The organism is Microvirgula aerodenitrificans DSM 15089, assembly GCF_000620105.1.
GTDB classification, from domain to species: Bacteria; Pseudomonadota; Gammaproteobacteria; order Burkholderiales; family Aquaspirillaceae; genus Microvirgula; species Microvirgula aerodenitrificans.
Genome location: NZ_JHVK01000003.1, coordinates 131624 through 147049, shown reverse-complemented (window position 1 = coordinate 147049; position 15426 = coordinate 131624). Strand labels below are relative to the sequence as shown.

Annotated in this window: 18 protein-coding genes and 1 tRNA gene; 10 read left to right on the top strand and 9 right to left on the bottom strand. The window is 62.3% G+C overall.

Annotation, left to right across the window (positions count from 1 at the left end):
- The first annotated feature begins 9 nt into the window (after positions 1–9).
- From Q352_RS0104280 to Q352_RS19730, 10 genes are all read left to right on the top strand, one after another.
- Entirely contained in the window at positions 10–690 is a 681-nt protein-coding gene (locus Q352_RS0104280; RefSeq protein ID WP_028498277.1) for a hypothetical protein, read from the top strand.
- Between the two features lie 15 nt (positions 691–705).
- On the top strand, positions 706–1614 hold the full coding sequence (locus Q352_RS0104275; RefSeq protein ID WP_028498276.1) for a recombination-associated protein RdgC: 909 nt from the start codon (positions 706–708) through the stop codon (positions 1612–1614).
- Between the two features lie 135 nt (positions 1615–1749).
- Positions 1750–2547: a DUF2971 domain-containing protein gene (locus tag Q352_RS22660; protein ID WP_084299834.1), complete on the top strand. Its 798-nt coding sequence runs from the start codon at positions 1750–1752 to the stop codon at positions 2545–2547.
- 314 nt (positions 2548–2861) lie between these two features.
- Positions 2862–3185, top strand: a complete 324-nt coding sequence (locus Q352_RS0104270) for a hypothetical protein (RefSeq protein ID WP_028498275.1) — start codon at positions 2862–2864, stop codon at positions 3183–3185.
- Positions 3182–3358: a hypothetical protein gene (locus Q352_RS23195; protein ID WP_156952459.1), complete on the top strand. Its 177-nt coding sequence runs from the start codon at positions 3182–3184 to the stop codon at positions 3356–3358. Before Q352_RS0104270 ends, Q352_RS23195 begins: the two co-directional genes overlap by 4 nt.
- 68 nt (positions 3359–3426) lie before the next feature.
- Positions 3427–4119 carry a hypothetical protein gene (locus Q352_RS23860; RefSeq protein WP_084299832.1) on the top strand — a complete coding sequence of 231 codons (693 nt, stop codon included), beginning with the start codon at positions 3427–3429 and terminating at the stop codon, positions 4117–4119.
- Positions 4116–4586 carry a hypothetical protein gene (locus tag Q352_RS0104255; protein ID WP_028498273.1) on the top strand — a complete coding sequence of 157 codons (471 nt, stop codon included), beginning with the start codon at positions 4116–4118 and terminating at the stop codon, positions 4584–4586. The genes Q352_RS23860 and Q352_RS0104255 overlap by 4 nt, the downstream gene beginning before the upstream one ends.
- A 100-nt stretch (positions 4587–4686) precedes the next feature.
- Positions 4687–5112 carry a hypothetical protein gene (locus Q352_RS0104250; protein WP_028498272.1) on the top strand — a complete coding sequence of 142 codons (426 nt, stop codon included), beginning with the start codon at positions 4687–4689 and terminating at the stop codon, positions 5110–5112.
- Positions 5087–5515, top strand: a complete 429-nt coding sequence (locus Q352_RS24405; RefSeq protein ID WP_084299831.1) for a helix-turn-helix domain-containing protein — start codon at positions 5087–5089, stop codon at positions 5513–5515. The genes Q352_RS0104250 and Q352_RS24405 overlap by 26 nt, the downstream gene beginning before the upstream one ends.
- The gene (locus Q352_RS19730; protein WP_373280111.1) at positions 5398–6477 is read left to right on the top strand and encodes a tyrosine-type recombinase/integrase; all 1080 of its coding nucleotides are present in this window, start codon (positions 5398–5400) and stop codon (positions 6475–6477) included. Before Q352_RS24405 ends, Q352_RS19730 begins: the two co-directional genes overlap by 118 nt.
- A gap of 14 nt (positions 6478–6491) precedes the next feature.
- Here the strand turns inward: Q352_RS19730 and Q352_RS0104230 are convergent.
- The 9 genes from Q352_RS0104230 to Q352_RS0104190 form a co-directional block, all read right to left on the bottom strand.
- A tRNA-Thr gene (locus Q352_RS0104230) sits at positions 6492–6567 on the bottom strand.
- Positions 6568–6713: 146 nt separating this feature from the next.
- The gene (gene lpxB, locus Q352_RS0104225) at positions 6714–7886 is read right to left on the bottom strand and encodes a lipid-A-disaccharide synthase (protein ID WP_028498271.1); all 1173 of its coding nucleotides are present in this window, start codon (positions 7884–7886) and stop codon (positions 6714–6716) included.
- 3 nt (positions 7887–7889) lie between these two features.
- On the bottom strand, positions 7890–8663 hold the full coding sequence (gene lpxA, locus Q352_RS0104220; protein WP_028498270.1) for an acyl-ACP--UDP-N-acetylglucosamine O-acyltransferase: 774 nt from the start codon (positions 8661–8663) through the stop codon (positions 7890–7892).
- 1 nt (position 8664) lies between these two features.
- Positions 8665–9123, bottom strand: coding sequence for a 3-hydroxyacyl-ACP dehydratase FabZ (gene fabZ / locus Q352_RS0104215; protein ID WP_028498269.1), 459 nt, complete (start codon positions 9121–9123; stop codon positions 8665–8667).
- Between the two features lie 67 nt (positions 9124–9190).
- Positions 9191–10228, bottom strand: coding sequence for a UDP-3-O-(3-hydroxymyristoyl)glucosamine N-acyltransferase (lpxD, locus tag Q352_RS0104210; RefSeq protein WP_028498268.1), 1038 nt, complete (start codon positions 10226–10228; stop codon positions 9191–9193).
- 64 nt (positions 10229–10292) lie between these two features.
- Positions 10293–10778 (bottom strand): OmpH/Skp family outer membrane protein, encoded by a 486-nt coding sequence (locus Q352_RS0104205; protein ID WP_028498267.1) that lies wholly within the window; start codon positions 10776–10778, stop codon positions 10293–10295.
- 14 nt (positions 10779–10792) lie between these two features.
- The gene (gene bamA, locus Q352_RS0104200; RefSeq protein WP_028498266.1) at positions 10793–13090 is read right to left on the bottom strand and encodes an outer membrane protein assembly factor BamA; all 2298 of its coding nucleotides are present in this window, start codon (positions 13088–13090) and stop codon (positions 10793–10795) included.
- A gap of 10 nt (positions 13091–13100) precedes the next feature.
- Complete coding sequence (rseP, locus tag Q352_RS0104195; RefSeq protein WP_036385228.1) at positions 13101–14447, bottom strand: RIP metalloprotease RseP; 1347 nt, start codon at positions 14445–14447, stop codon at positions 13101–13103.
- A 21-nt stretch (positions 14448–14468) separates the two neighbouring features.
- The gene (locus Q352_RS0104190; protein ID WP_028498264.1) at positions 14469–15416 is read right to left on the bottom strand and encodes an alpha/beta fold hydrolase; all 948 of its coding nucleotides are present in this window, start codon (positions 15414–15416) and stop codon (positions 14469–14471) included.
- Positions 15417–15426: the final 10 nt, after the last annotated feature.

Here is a 15426-nt window from a genome sequence, read left to right as displayed (position 1 = left end):
ATTCGCACCATGGAAATCAAAATCGAGCTGGATCTGCCCAGCATCATTTCTCAGGCTGTCAGCGCCGAACGCATTCAACCCATCGTCGATAAAGCAATCGCCGACGCAGTGAAGTCAGCCATCAATGATGCCACCGGCTACAGATCCGAATTCCAAAATGCGGTAACCAGCCAGATGAAGGCTGCCATGCCGCATGGCATCAATATCGGTGATGTCGCGAAATTCCAGCACATGATTAACAGCGCCATCACAAACGCCGTGCATGGCGCCAACGCCGCCACCATCCAGGCCGCGATGAAAAAAGCGGTTGATCATGTCGTCCCCGATGTGCCCGAGCGGATCAAGCTGTCGGATCTCATGCAGGAAGCCAGGGAAGGATTTCACAAAGGGGCTGGAGATGCGTTCTACGCAAACTACAAGCCGAGCGAGTATGGCGGCGGCTGGTTGAGTTTCGATGAAGACGAGAGCATCAGCAGCAGCCATAGCGCCAGTATCCGCCTCTCGATCGACGATGACGGCACCGTCTACGCTCTCAAACTCAACGGGAAAAGCATCGTTCCGGGCAGCGTGCCGGACGTCATCGGTCAATTCGATAGCCTGCTGCTGTCTATGTACGTTGGCCGAACCAGCATTGACCTGGACATCGACGAGTACGACGTTGAATCGCTTGCATCTGAACAATACGACTGAAAAAAGGACACAGCCATGTGGTTTCGCCAAATCGCCCTCTTCCGCCTCGACCCCAAGCATCTCCCCGATTTCGACAAGCTCGAAACCGCCCTGGCCCGGCATCCGTTCGCCACGTGCGGCGGGCTGGACTGGTACAGCGACGGCTTCGTCCCCGCCGCGCCGCACAAGCCGGACCAGATGCTGGCCCGCGCCGGCGCCGCCGCCCTGGTGACGCTGAAGCGCGAGGACAAGGTGCTGCCGGCCGCCGTGGTGCGTGACTTCGTCGAACGCCGGGTGGCCGAGATCGAGGAAAAGGAACTGCGCCAGGTCGGTCGCAAGGAAAAGAAGGAACTGCGCGAGACGGTCGAGGACGATCTGCTGCCGCGCGCATTCACCAAGAGCAGTCGCAGCCGCTGCTATATCGACCTGCAGTCTGGCTGGCTGGTCGCCGATGCCGGTGGCGCCAAGGCCGAGAGCCTGGTCAGCGCTATCCGTGAACAATTTCCGCCGTTCCCGGCCCGCCTGCCGCGCACGCTGTTGTCGCCGGCCACGGCCATGACGCTGTGGCTGACCGAGGGCGCGCCGGCCGGGTTCGAGCTGGACAGTGACGCCCTGATGCAGTCGCCGGGCGATGACGGCGCGCGCATCCGCGCCAGTCGGCAGGACCTGACCGCGCAGGAGGTTCGCCAGCACGTCGACACCGGCAAGCAGGTGACCAGCCTCGGCCTGATCTGGCAAGAGCGCATCCGCTTTGTGCTGACCGACAAGCTGGAGCTGAAACGCGTGCAGTTCCTCGACGTGATCGAGGACGAGGCCAATCAGGACGGCGACGATGCCGAGGCGCTGTTCGACGCCACCCTGCTGCTGATGGTCGGCGAGCTGCGCGGCCTGATCGGCGAGCTGATCGAAGCGCTTGGCGGCGAGCTGCCGGTGGATAGGGAATAGCAGGCAGCTAGCAGCTATCATTGGGACCGTGTTATGACAAAGTCTTTTCGCATCAATCGGAGTGTGCTATAAATTCTGTCGTCAATATTAATTGATATGCGGACTCCACCGTCCATATAAATTCTACCAAGAAAAATGATTATTATGCTATCAAATGCTGAAATTATTAAACAAGGCGTAATGGAAGGAAATTTTCCTCAGAATCTATATAAGTACCGCCCTCTTGATGACGGGGAAGGTGAAAAACGATCACTGGAAATCCTGAAGAAGTCAGAATTTTGGTTTGCCAGCGCACCAACATTCAATGACCCATTTGATTGCAATCTTTCTGAAGTTCTTCAGCATAGCGAGGAGGATATTGAGGCATACATCGATAAGCACGGATTTTCCTCAAAGAAGAGATCGAATATCAAAAAAAAATTTTCCGACGATCCATCATCCATAAGAAATATGGCCATTAATTCAAGAGCCAAGGCTATAAATTCACGAGGGATACTTTCGTTATCCAGTAACTATGATCAAATATTGATGTGGTCCCATTATGCTTCCAGTCATACAGGGATGGTAATTGGGTTAGACATTCTGGAAGACCCTGAATTTTTTGAAATTCCATTCCGTGTTTCATATGTTGATGAGTACGAGCCACTTGATTACTTCGCGAAACAGAAGGAATCCATCAAAAAAAATATTAGTACCAAATCAAAGAGTTGGGCGTACGAGGAGGAACTACGTATTTTTAAAGAATCTGTAAAAACGTACCAAATTTCACGAAAGGCAATTAAAACCATTCACTTCGGATGCAAAACACCCGATGAAAAAATTCATGAAATTATCAAGAGTTGCGCGACCTGGGACCTAAGCCACTTGCGCTTTTACAAAGCCTCTCCGGCGCATGGCGCTTTTAAACTGACGTTTGATGAAGTCCATGGCTAGTTTGCCTAACAATTCGCTGCAGCGGGCGGCCATAACGAGCCACAGCTAAACTCAAAAGCTGATGGCAACTTTTCTACTAACGCCGGCCGTTCATCAGCCGGATAGTTAAAGCTTTCCTTTGTCAGCAAGTGGCCGACACCAGTCATCACACACTTATGATTTGCATCTGAATAATCACTCTATCTTAAGAAATTCCCAGCCTTCAACCCAGAACCCGCCCCATCCGGCGGGTTTGTCGTTTTCGACACCCCACTGACACCCGGCACGCTCCCGGCGTGCGGCTGGGTGCCGGCTGAACATATGGAGGTCATTGCATGGACGACAGCCAGCTCCAGTTGGACTTCGATGGCCCGCCAACAGAAGACGAGCTCCGATCTGCCCGCGTGCTCATTGAAACAGGACTGGACGTCAGCTTGATCGAGCGCCGCCATGACGGCGGATGGATCCTCTGGCACGACCCGATTATGGCCACGCCAGGCGCTATTCCTGATGGCGCCCCACCGGAATGCGCTGACCAGTTCTGGGCGAGCGTTGAGGCAGCCATGGGTCTGCTGGAGGCGCACGGCTGGCTCATTACCAGCGACACGGGGTTGGTGACGGTATTTGCCCCGGGCGAGAGAGAAAGGATTGCAGCATGAGTACCTACCACGGCTACGGCCAGGACCATCACATCACCGAACGGAGCGGGGCCGATGCCTGGAAGCAATCGAATCCCGGCACGCCTCTGGCGGCTGATCCGCACGCTAGCGCTCTGGCAGGCGCGGATGCACCGCTGGCTGGTGGTGATACCGGCGATCAGGGCGAGGAATAGCCATGACCCGCGATGAACACACAACGAACCGCCCCACCCCGGGCGGTTCTGCATTTCAGGAGACAGGAATGGATGACTATCTGACCCGCGTGGCCGAGGCCGTGCGCGATGCTGTTTTAGACGAGACCGTCATTGTGGAAATGCCTGCCTTACGAACGGTTTGCCGTGACCGAATCGACCTGCCGGCGGTCATCGCCAGCGTGCCGAGGCCGGAGCCGGTGGCGTGGAGGCATAGCCATACCCATTCCCTGCATGACCTTGCAGCCGATGTTGAACTGGCTGACGGGGATGAGTGGGCCGAACCGCTCTACGCCGAGCCGGTAGCCGCTCAGCCGGCCGTGCCGGGTGAAATCGACTGCAGCGACGCTCCGTATATGCCGGCAGACATGGAACCGGACTTGGCGTACCGGGACGGCTGGAATGCATGCCGGGATGCCATGCTCGCCGCCGCGCCCGAGGCGCCGCAGCCGGCCGCCGCCCGCGACGTGCTGGCCGAGCGCCAGCGGCAGGTAAGCGCTGAGGGATGGACGCCGGAACATGACGACGTTCATAGCCATGGCGAACTTGCACAGGCCGCAGCCTGCTACGCCATCAACGCCCATCAGCAGGAACGACTGAAGCAACTCATGGGCCCGGCTGGCTGGCCGTGGGATTACTCGTGGTGGAAGCCGGGACTGCCCCGCCGCGATCTGGTCAAAGCCGGCGCACTGATCCTGGCCGAGATCGAGCGGCTGGACCGCGCCCGGGGAGCACAATCATGACCGACACAAATACTCCAGCCCTGCCGGCCTGGCTGCTGTCCGCTGACGACATGAAAGCCCTGATCCGCTTTGCCGAGTGCGCCGAGGACTGGGACACCGACGAGCACGACGTGTCGAAAGAGGCCATGAAGCGCCTGGAGCGCCTGGGCGCAGTTCGGTCGCTTGGATTTGGCCGACATGAAACGACAGCATTCGGCGACGCCATGCTCGCCGCCGCGCCCGAGGTGCCGCAGGTGGACTCTCAGGCCATGCAGGCCGACGAGCTGCAGGCGAACGTCTACCTCGACCGTGACGAGATAGCCGGCCTGCGGGCGCAGAACGATCAGCTGCTGGCGGCATGCAGGAAAGCCGTGCTGGCGCTGGGACATGCCGCAGAGCGGCACCCGGTCTATCGCCGTGACTACGATGCACTGAGCGCCGCCATCGACGCCGCCCGGCCCGAGCAAAAAAACCCGGCAGCGCCATAGGGGAGTAGGCGCCACCGGGTTTGAGGTTCAACGATAGAAAACAGCACGCAAAAATTCACGTCCGCCCTGATGGGCGGCTTTGCTTTTATGGAGAGCCGACATGGCATGCACACACCGACGGCACATCAAACCGACCGTCATCGGCGTCTATCAGGCGTTCGCCGAAATCGACGACCTGCTCCACCGCCTGGATACCGAGGGCGCCATTCTGGTCGACCAGGACGACATACCGGTATTTCGGGCCGGGGACGGCCAGTGGTACCGGACTGGGCCGGCATTCGACGGCCGGCTGGATTTCTGGCGCCTGCTCCAGCAGCGCATGCGGCGGACGCTCCCGATCATGCCGATCGAGGCCGTATTCGTTCGTCTGCGGGATGGCGGCCAGGTGCTGGCCCGGGAGCTGGCCGACGCGCGACGGGCAGTTGACGAGCTGCGCGCCATCTACCGTGGCCTCAGCGTCACGCTGATTGGGGATGTGCGCGACAGCGTGCTGATCCGCAATGAGCTGGACCGACAGGCAGCATGACGCACGACACACCAACAACGGCCGCCTACGGGCGGCTTTACTTTTATGGAGGCAGCAAATGGCCACGCTCGATCTGATGGAGGAAACGCTCCCCCTCAACGCAGCGGCTCGATTCCTGCAGGTCAGCGAACGAAAGCTCCGCTACCTGGTCGCCGGCAACAAGATCCCGTCGTCGAAACCCGGGAAGACCCGGGTCTTCCGTCGCTCGGCGCTTGTCGCCTACCTCGTCTCGCTCGAAAATGCAGGCGCGCACAATCCGGGCGCGCGAAAGGATGGAACATGGGTATCCGATTGCGCGGCTCAACATGGTGGGCCGATTACACGACGCCGAGTGGCAAGAGAGTTAGACGATCTCTTGAAACCAGCGACAAAAAATCCGCCCAGGAACTGTACGACCAACTGAAGGCGGGAGCATGGAGACAGGAACGGCTGGGCGACAAGCCCGACAAGACGTTTGATGAGGCGGCGCTGCGCTGGCTCAGGGAGAAGGCCAGCAAAAAGAGCCTGGACGACGACAAGTCGAAGATCAGGTACTTCCTGACCTATTTCGGTGGCCGATCGCTGGCCGGCATCACGGCGGACGAGATCAAGGCGGCCGTGAGCGAACTGATTCATCGTCGCGGGAAAGGGAAAGGGGCGTCACGGATCACTGGCCAGCCGGTAACCGACTCGACCCGGAACCACTACCTGACGTGGATGCGATCGCTGATGCGCCGAGCGCAGGATGAATGGGGATGGCTGGACAAGGCCCCTGCCATGGCCAAAGCCAAAACGCCGAATCGCCGGATTCGCTGGTTGACCAACGAAGAGGCCGCGAGGCTGATCGAATGCGCGCCGCCGCATCTGGCTGCGATCATTCGGTTCGCTCTGGCCACCGGTCTGCGCCGCTCCAACATCATCAATCTGGAGTGGTCACAGGTCGACCTGCAGCGACGGGTCGCGTGGATCCACCCGGATCAGGCCAAAGCCGGCCGGGCGATCGGCGTTGCGCTGAACGACTCGGCCTGCGCGGTCATTTCCGAGCAGCTCGGTCGGCACCGGCGGTTCGTGTTCACCTATGAGGGACGGCTGATGCGACTGGATGCAAACACCGCCTGGCGCGCGAGCCTGCGCCGGGCCGGGATCACGGATTTCCGGTTCCATGACCTGCGGCATACCTGGGCCAGCTGGCTGGTTCAGGCCGGCGTGCCATTGTCGGCGCTACAGGAAATGGGGGGCTGGGAGAGCATCGAAATGGTTCGCCGTTACGCGCACCTGGCGCCCGCTCACCTGGGCGAGCATGCCAAACGGCTGGATTCGATTTTGGGAGGGTTTGGCACAAATCCGGCACAAACAAAAAAGGGGTCAGACGTTGAGACCGTCTAACCCCTTGATTCTACTGGTGCCGTTGAAGTGAATCGAACACTCGACCTACTGATTACGAATCAGTTGCTCTACCAACTGAGCTACAACGGCAACCTGACCTGCGGAATGTCGATGAATCGGCATTCCATAAACTGTCCCGAGCCGCGAATCGTTCGCTGACTGAGGGTGCGAATAATAAAGACTGCCGCCGCCGCCGTCAAGCCCCGCAAGCCAGTAGCGGCGGGGCCTGGCGGGGATCAGCGTGAGCCGACGCCGGCGATCTGCAGCACGATGCGCGCGGCCAGGCTGGCGCCGTCGCGCTGCAGCTCGCGGTGCAGGCTCGCAAAACGCTTCGACAGCCATTCGCGGTAGCGCGGGTCGTCCAGCGCGTTCAGTGCGGCCTGGGCGATGTTGTCGGCGGTTGCGTCATCCTGCAGCAGCTCCGGTACGACAAAGCGGCCGGACAGGATATTCGGCAGGCCCACGTACGGCAGGCGCAGTTTCTTTTTCACCAGCCGATACGTGCTGTTGGACACCCTGTAGCTGATGACCATCGGCCGCTTGGCCAGCGCCACTTCCAGCGTTGCCGTGCCGCTGGCGGCCAGTACCAGGTCGGAAGCGACCATCGCTTCACGCGCATGGCCAAACAGCACGCGGATCGGCAGGTCTTCGGCCTTTTCGGCGTAAAGGTGGTGGCGGAAGCGTTCCATGGTCGGCCGGGTCGCGATCGGCACCACAAACTGGGCATCCGGGCGTGAGGCCAGCAGCCGGCGCATGGTGGCGATGAACAGCGGCGCCATGTAGTCGACTTCGGACACGCGGCTGCCGGGCAGCACGGCGAACACCGGCACGTCCTGCGCCACGCGCAGCACCTTGCGCGCCGCTTCGCGGTCCGGTTCCAGGTCGAAGTTGTCGGCATACGGATGGCCGACATAGGTGACCGGCACGCCGGCAGCCTTGTACAGCGGCGCTTCCATCGGGAACAGCGCCAGCACATGGTCGACCGCGCGCTTGATCTTGTGGATGCGTTCGCCGCGCCATGCCCAGATCGACGGACTGACGTAGTGCACGGTGCGCACACCGCCACGCTTCAGCGCGGTTTCCAGCCCGAGGTTGAAATCGGGTGCGTCGATGCCGATGAACACGTGCGGGCGTTCATCAAGCAGCGCGCGCTTGAGGCCACGGCGGATGCGCAGCAGGCGCGGCAGGCTGCGGATCACTTCGGCGTAGCCGCGCACGGCCAGCGCCTCCTGCGGGTACAGGCTGTTCAGCCCCTCCCCCTGCATCCGGGGTCCGCCGATGCCGACGAACTCGATGTCGCGATGCAGCGCCTTCAGCGCCGCCATCAGGGCAGCACCCAGGCCGTCTCCGCTGGCTTCGCCAGCGACCATGGCTACTCGAAAGGAAGTCGTGCGGTGAAAAAGCGTCATGGTTTAGCGGATGATGCCGCGCGTGGTCCGGGCGAAGAATTCGTTGAAAAGAGCCAGCTCGGTCACCGTTTCCGACCCCTTCGCGATCTGCGCCTTCGCATCGTCGAAGCTCAGTCCGTTGCGGTAGAGCTGCTTGTACGCCATGCGGATGGCCTTGATCGCCTCGGCGGAATACCCGCGACGCTTCAGCCCTTCGCTGTTGATGCCGACCGGCGACGCATGGTTGCCGGCGGCCATCACGTACGGCGGAATGTCCTGCACCACGATCGAGCCGCCGGCCGTCATGGCATGGGCGCCGACATGGCAGAACTGGTGCAGTGCGGTCAGGCCGCCAAGCACCACCCAGTCGCCGAGGGTCACGTGACCGGCCAGCGTGGCGTTGTTGGCCAGGATGCAGTGATCGCCGACCTGGCAGTCATGCGCGATATGCACGTAGGCCATGATCCAGTTGTCGTTGCCGACCCGGGTCACGCCCACGTCCTGCACCGTGCCGAGGTTCAGGGTGCAGAATTCGCGGATGGTATTGCCGTTGCCGATTTCGAGGCGGGTTTCCTCGCCGGCGTATTTCTTGTCCTGCGGCGCCTGGCCCAGCGAGGCGAACGGGAACACGGTGTTGTTCTCGCCAATGCGGGTATGGCCTTCGACCACGGTGTGATGACCGATCTTGCTGCCCTTGCCGACACTCACGTGCGGACCGATGACCGCGTACGCGCCAATCTCGACATCAGTGTCGATCTGCGCGGCGGGGTCAATCAGGGCCGTAGGGTGAATCGACATGTCAGATCTCCCGGCGGGCACACATCAGTTCGGCTTCGCAGGCGACTTCGCCATCGACCAGGGCACGGGCGGAGAACTTGCCGATACCGCGGGCGACGCGGAGCATTTCCACTTCGAACACCAGCTGGTCACCCGGCACCACCTGGCGCTTGAAGCGGGCGTTGTCGATGCCGACGAAGAAGTACAGCGCATTTTCCTGGCGCACGTCGCCATCATGGGTCTTGATGGCCAGGATGCCGGCGGCCTGCGCCAGCGCTTCGATGATCAGCACGCCCGGCATGACCGGGTACTGCTCGAAGTGACCGACGAAGAACTGTTCGTTGGCGGTCACGTTCTTGATCGCCCGGATACGCTTGCCGATTTCGATGTCCAGCACGCGGTCGACCAGCAGGAACGGATAGCGATGGGGCAGCAGCTTCATGATGCCGCGGATGTCGATATGGTTGGAGACGTCGCTCATGAGGGTCTTCCTGTCTTGAATTCGTAAGTTGCTGCCAACGGTTGGCACAGCACCGTGGCACTGGTGTTCATTCGCCGCTGCCGTCCCGGCGCTTAAGGGCGTCAAGTTCTTGCTCCAGCGCCTTCATGCGGTCGAACAGGCTGCCGATCTGGCGCACCCGCGCGGCATTGGTCAGCCAGTCGCGATGTTCGGCCAGCGGGTAGACGGCGGTATAGACGCCGGGGGTGCGGATGGATTTGGCCACCAGCGTACCGCCGGAGACCTGCACCCGGTCGCCGATATCGAGATGGCCGGAAATCATCGCCGCCCCGCCCATCAGGCAGTACGCGCCAATGCGGGTGCTGCCGGCCACGCCGACGCAGGCCGCCATGGCAGTGTGCTTGCCGATCCGGCAGTTGTGCGCGATGTGGATCAGGTTGTCGAGGCGGACACCGTCCTCGATCACGGTATCGCCCAGTGCACCACGGTCGACCGTGGTGTTGGCGCCGATCTCGACGTCGTTGCCGATCAGCACGCGGCCGATCTGCGGAATTTTTTCCCAGTGGTCGCCGGCAAACGCGTTGCCGAAGCCGTCGGCGCCAATCACGCAGCCCGGATGCAGGATGCAGCGCAGGCCGATCTCGCAATGGTGCTCGACCACCGCATGCGCATACAGCAGCGTGCCGTCGCCGATGACCGCCCCGTCGCCGACGCAGGCGCCGGCCGACAGTATGACACCATGGCCGATAACGGCATTTTCGCCGACAAATACGTTCGGCCCGATCTGCGCATCCGGCGCCACGCGGGCGCTGGCGGCGACATGGGCGGAAGGATGCACGCCAGGCACCGCGACCGGCAGCGGGTGAAACAGCGTGGCGACACGGGCAAAGTACAACTGCGGATCGCGAACGGCGACATGCGGCTGTGCCAGCGTGCCCGCCAGTGCGGTCGGGACGATCAGCGCCGCAGCGGCGCTGGTCGCCGCCTGTGCGGCGTGCTTGATGGTCACGAAGGCGATATCGCCATCCGCGGCTGCGGACAGCGTGTTCACGCCGGTGATGACCCGTTCGCCATCACCATGCAGTTCGCCGCCCAGCCGGGCGACCAGATCGTTCAGGGTCAGCATGATGGCCTTGCAAAAAAACCGCGGCCGACTAGGCCGGCCGCGTGTTGCACCGTACGCACAGTGCTCAGTTGTCCATCGCCTTCAGGATGCGTTCGGTCAGATCGTGCTTCGGGTTGACGTAAACCGCTTCCTGCACGATCAGGTCGTAACCTTCCTTCTTGGCGATGTCGAGCACCGCCTGGTTGGCACGGTCCAGCACCGAAGCGAATTCCTCGTTCCGGCGCGTGGTGAACTCCGCCCGCAACTGGCCCTGCTTCTGCTGGAACTCCCGCTCGATGGAGACCAGATCGAGCTCCTTCGACTTGCGGTCGTTCGCGCTGAGCTTGCCCTTGTCGAGCGTCTGCTTCAGGTCGCGGGCCTTGTCAGCCAGCTGCTTGAGTTCGCCATCGCGACCGGCGAACTCCTGCTCAAGCCGCTTCTGCGCGGCGACGGCCGGCGCCGCCTCGCGGTAGAGGCGCTCGATATTGACGTAACCCATCTTGAAATCGGCCAGGGCCGGCATCGCAATGGTCAACGCCAGCATCGGCAGCAAAATGCGGGACAGATTCATGCATCCCCCTCAGGTCAGAACGTTGTGCCCAGCGAGAACTGGAAGCGCTGCAGGTTATCCTTGTTTTCACCGCTGTCTTCACTCTTCAGCGGGAACGCGTAACTGAACTTCATCGGGCCCATCGGCGACAGCCACGACAGGGCCAGACCGGTAGAGTAGCGCACATTGTCACGCCAGGTTGCGGTCGAACCATCGCCGCCCCACAGCGTACCGGCATCGAAGAACGCCGACGCACGCAGCGTCTTGTCATCCTTCATGCCCGGGAACGGGAACAGCAGTTCGGCATTGATGATGGCACGACGGGTTGCACCGTAGGCATCGTCATTCTCGTCCTTCTTGCCGATCGACGCGTTCTCGTAACCGCGCACCGAACCGATACCACCCAGGTAGAAGTTCTGGAAGAACGGCACCGAATCGGTCTTGCCGTAGCTCTGCACCGCACCCAGTTCGCCATTCAGCGCCAGCACCAGCCGCTTGGTCAGCGGGAAGAACGTCTGCTGACTGCCAACCAGGCGCATGTAGTTGATGTCACTGCCCGGGACCGACATTTCGTAGTTGATGCGCGAAATGCGGCCGGTGGTCGGCCACAGGTAGCTGTCGCGCGTGTCGCGTGCCCAGCCTACCTTCCAAAGATAGTTCAGGTTGTTGGTGCCGAAGTCATCAACATACTTCTTGTAGCGGCTCGGGCTGCTGTCGAAGACCTTGACCTTGGTCTGCTCGACACCGAGGCTGGTGTTGATCGTGTCGTATTCGGTGATCGGAATCCCGAAGCGGACGTCGGCGCCGACGGTGTCGGTGCGGTACTGCTGGGTATTGGTCTCGTTCGGCGAGTAGCGACGATAGTAGGCATCGTAGCCGATCGACACGCCGTCTTCGGTGAAGTACGGGTCGGTGAAGGAGAAGTTCAGGTAGCGGTTCAGCTTCGACGTGTTGAACGACGCGCTGACGGCCTTGCCCGAGCCGAAGAAGTTCGACTGCGAAATCCCGGCGGACAGGATCAGACCTTCGTCCTGCGCGTAGCCGGCGCCCAGCGTCACGTTGCCGGTCGGCTTTTCCGTCACCTTGAAGTTCACGTCGACCTGGTCGGCGGTGTCGGGCACGGCCGGGGTCTCGACGTTGACGTCGGTGAAGTATCCAAGCAGGTCGAGGCGTTCCTTCGAGCGCTTGATCTTCTTGGCGTCGTACCAGCCGGCTTCCATCTGGCGCATTTCACGGCGCACGACTTCGTCGCGGGTCCGGGTGTTGCCGGTCACGTTGATCTTGCGCACATAGGTGCGGCGGCCCGGGTCGACAAAGAAGGTGAAGGCGACTTCGCCCTTTTCCTTGTTCACTTCCGGCACGGCGTTGACGTTGGCGAACGCATAGCCGTCCTGGCCGAGGCGATCGGTCAGCGCGGTAACCGACTGGTTGATCTTGTCGCGGGTGAACACTTCGCCCGGCTGGATGACCAGCAGCGGCTTCAGTTCACTCTCGGGCACGATCAGGTCACCGGCCAGCTTGACGTCGGTCACCTTGTACTTCTTGCCCTCGGTCATGTTCACGGTAATGAACATGTCCTTCTTGTCCGGGCTGATGGAAACCTGGGTCGAGTCGATGTTGTACTCGAAGTAGCCCTGGTTCAGATAGAACGAGCGCAGCTTCTCCAGGTCACCGGTCAGCTTCTGCTTCGAATACTGGTCGTCCTTGGTGATCCACGAGAACCAGCCCGGGGTCGACAGCTGCATCTGGTCGGTCAGATCGTCGGCATCGTAGGCATTGTTGCCGACGAAGGTGATCTGCTTGATGCGCGCGGCAGCGCCTTCGCTGATATCGAGCGTGACGGCAACCCGGTTGCGATCGAGCTTGCTGACCGACGGCTTGATTTCGACCGAGTACTTGCCCCGGCTGAAATACTGCCGTTTGAGTTCCTGGACGGCCTGGTCGAGCAGCGCCTGGTCGAAAATCCGGCTCTCGGCGAGACCGTTTTCCTTCAGGGCCTTCTTCAACTGTTCCTTGTCGAACTCCTTGGAACCGTTGATGCTCAACTGGGCAACGACCGGGCGCTCGTCAACCGACACGATAACCACGTCGCCTTCGGTCTCCACCCGGACATCATTAAAGAAGCCGGTGGCGAACAGCGCCTTGATGGAGGATTCGGCCCGATCGTCGGTAAACGTATCCCCCACCTTGAGCGGCAGGTAGTTGAATACCGTGCCGGGCTCGGTGCGTTGCAAGCCCTCGACCCGGATGTCACGGACAACAAAGGGCGCTACGGCCCAGGCCGGCAGCGCGATCAGCCCGATGACGGCCGCGGCAATGTGTGTCAATTTCATAAGGTGGCGGTTATCCCGCAAAAAGACGGGTTATGTCGTTGAAAAAAGCAAATAACATCAGGGCGGCCAGTGCCGAGAACCCGATGCGGCGGCCGATTTCCTGCGCTCGCGCAGACAGCGGCCGACCACGAATGATCTCGGCCGCATAATACAGCAAATGCCCGCCGTCCAGCAGCGGAATGGGGAGCAGGTTGAGTACGCCGAGGCTGATGCTGATCAAGGCCATGTAATCCAGGAAGGCTTCCCAGCCGGCGCGCGCGCTCTTGCCGGCGTAGTCGGCCATGGTGATCGGCCCGCTGATGCTGGCCGGTGACACGTCTCCGGTCACCATGCGTCCGATCATCCGCGTGGTCAGCGATACCGACTGCCAGGTCTGGGTGAAGGCTTCGCCGATCCCGCCCAGCAGGCCGGGATCGCGGCGGAACTGCAGCCCGTTCATCCAGTCGGCGTCCGGTGCCGGCGCAATGCCCAGCCGCCACGGACCGTCCGGCGTGGCACGCTGCGGCGTGACGTTGACCGTGCGCGGCGCGGCGCCACTGTGCTCGACCGTCAGCGCCAGCGGCTTGCCGCCGCTGTGCAGCACGGCGGTCACCAGCCGTGTCCAGTCACCGTCCAGTGCCACGCCATTGACGGCCAGCACGGTGTCCTCGGTCCGCAGCCCGGCGCGGTCGGCGGCGCTGCCGGCCTCGATATAGGCCAGCCGGGTCGTCAGCCGCAGCGGCGACAGGCCGAACGGCCCGATGCCGCGTTCGATGTCCAGATTGGCCAGCTGGGCTGGCGGAATGCTCACCTTGCGTTCGACGCCGCCATCGCTGATGCCGACCACCAGCGGCGAGCCGCGATCGGTCACGCCGTCCACCAGTTGCAGCCGCAGTTGCTGCCAGTCCTCGACCGCTTCGCCATTGATCGACACCACCGACTGTCCGGCGCGCAGCCCGGCCATGGCCGCCGGCGTGTCCGGCGCCACCATGCCGATGACCGGGCGGATGCCCTCGACGCCATTGAGCAGGGTCAGCCAGGTCAGCACCACCGCCAGCAGCATGTTGGCGACCGGTCCGGCCGCCACGATGGCGATCCGGTGCCAGACCGGCTGCAGATCGAACGCCCGCGCCCGCTCCTCCGGCAGCACGGCCACGTCCTCGCGGGTGTCGAGCATCTTCACATAGCCGCCCAGCGGGATCGGCGCCAGCGCCCACTCGGTCTCGCCGCGCCGCCAGGTCACCAGCGGCTTGCCGAAGCCGATGGAGAACCGGACCACCTTGACGCCAAGGCGTCGGGCGACCCAGTAGTGACCGAACTCGTGGAACGTGACCAGCACGCCGAGTGCGACCAGGAAGGCAAGAAGGGTTGTCAGCATCCAGGCAAAATCCTTGTTGAGTCAGCGGGTCATGGCGAGCGCATCGCGCAGCGCCCGCGTCGCGTGTTCCGGCCGGTCGACCGGCAGATTGTGGCCGGCCCCCGGCACCACGATCAGCCGCGCATTCAGTGCGCGGGCCAGACGCTGGCCGATCGGCAGCGGGAAAATCCGGTCATCGCTGCCCCAGATCACCACCGGCAGCGGCCACGGCTGCGCCGGGTCCAGGGTGGCAACATAGTGATCGCGGTTGGCATTCAGTTCGCGGATCAGCGCAAGTTGCGACGGCCGGCGACCGGCGAAATAGTACTGGAGCACATCGCGCAGCACCCAGTCCGGGGCATCGCGGGAAGAATGCGAGTAGACCAGCCTGACCAGCCGCCGCAGCGCTTCCGGCGTATCCGGCACGAACAGCGCTTCGGCCGACGGCACCCCGGCCCGGGACAGCAGGTCGCGGGCATCGGCGTCGGTGTAGATCCAGCCCGGCGAGTCCACCATGACCAGCTGGCTGATCCGCTCCGGCACCCGGCGCGTCAGTGCCTGGGCGACAAATCCGCCATAGGACAGGCCCACCACTCTGACCTCGCGCAGGTCCAGTCGTTCGAGCAGCGCGGCCAGCGCCGCCGCCTGCGCATCCAGCGAGGGCGGGCGCTGCGAGGTCGACGCGCCGAACCACAGCAGGTCCGGCACCAGCACGCGGTGGTCGCGCGCCAGGTCAGTCATCTGCGCCTGCCAGTTCACCAGCCCGTTGCCGCCGAAACCGTGCAGCAGCAACACCGGCTGGCCGCTGCCGGCTTCGCGCCAGGCCAGTCGCCCGTCGGGCAGATCCAGCGTCTTCGACACGAACCCCTTGCCGCTGACGACCGAGTCGGCCCACCACGCCTGCATCGCCGACGGCGAGCACGCGGTCAGCGACACGGCCAGCAGAGTGGCGCTCAGCCAGCGAAGTACGGTCTGTGACGAAAGTTTCATGCGGATGCCG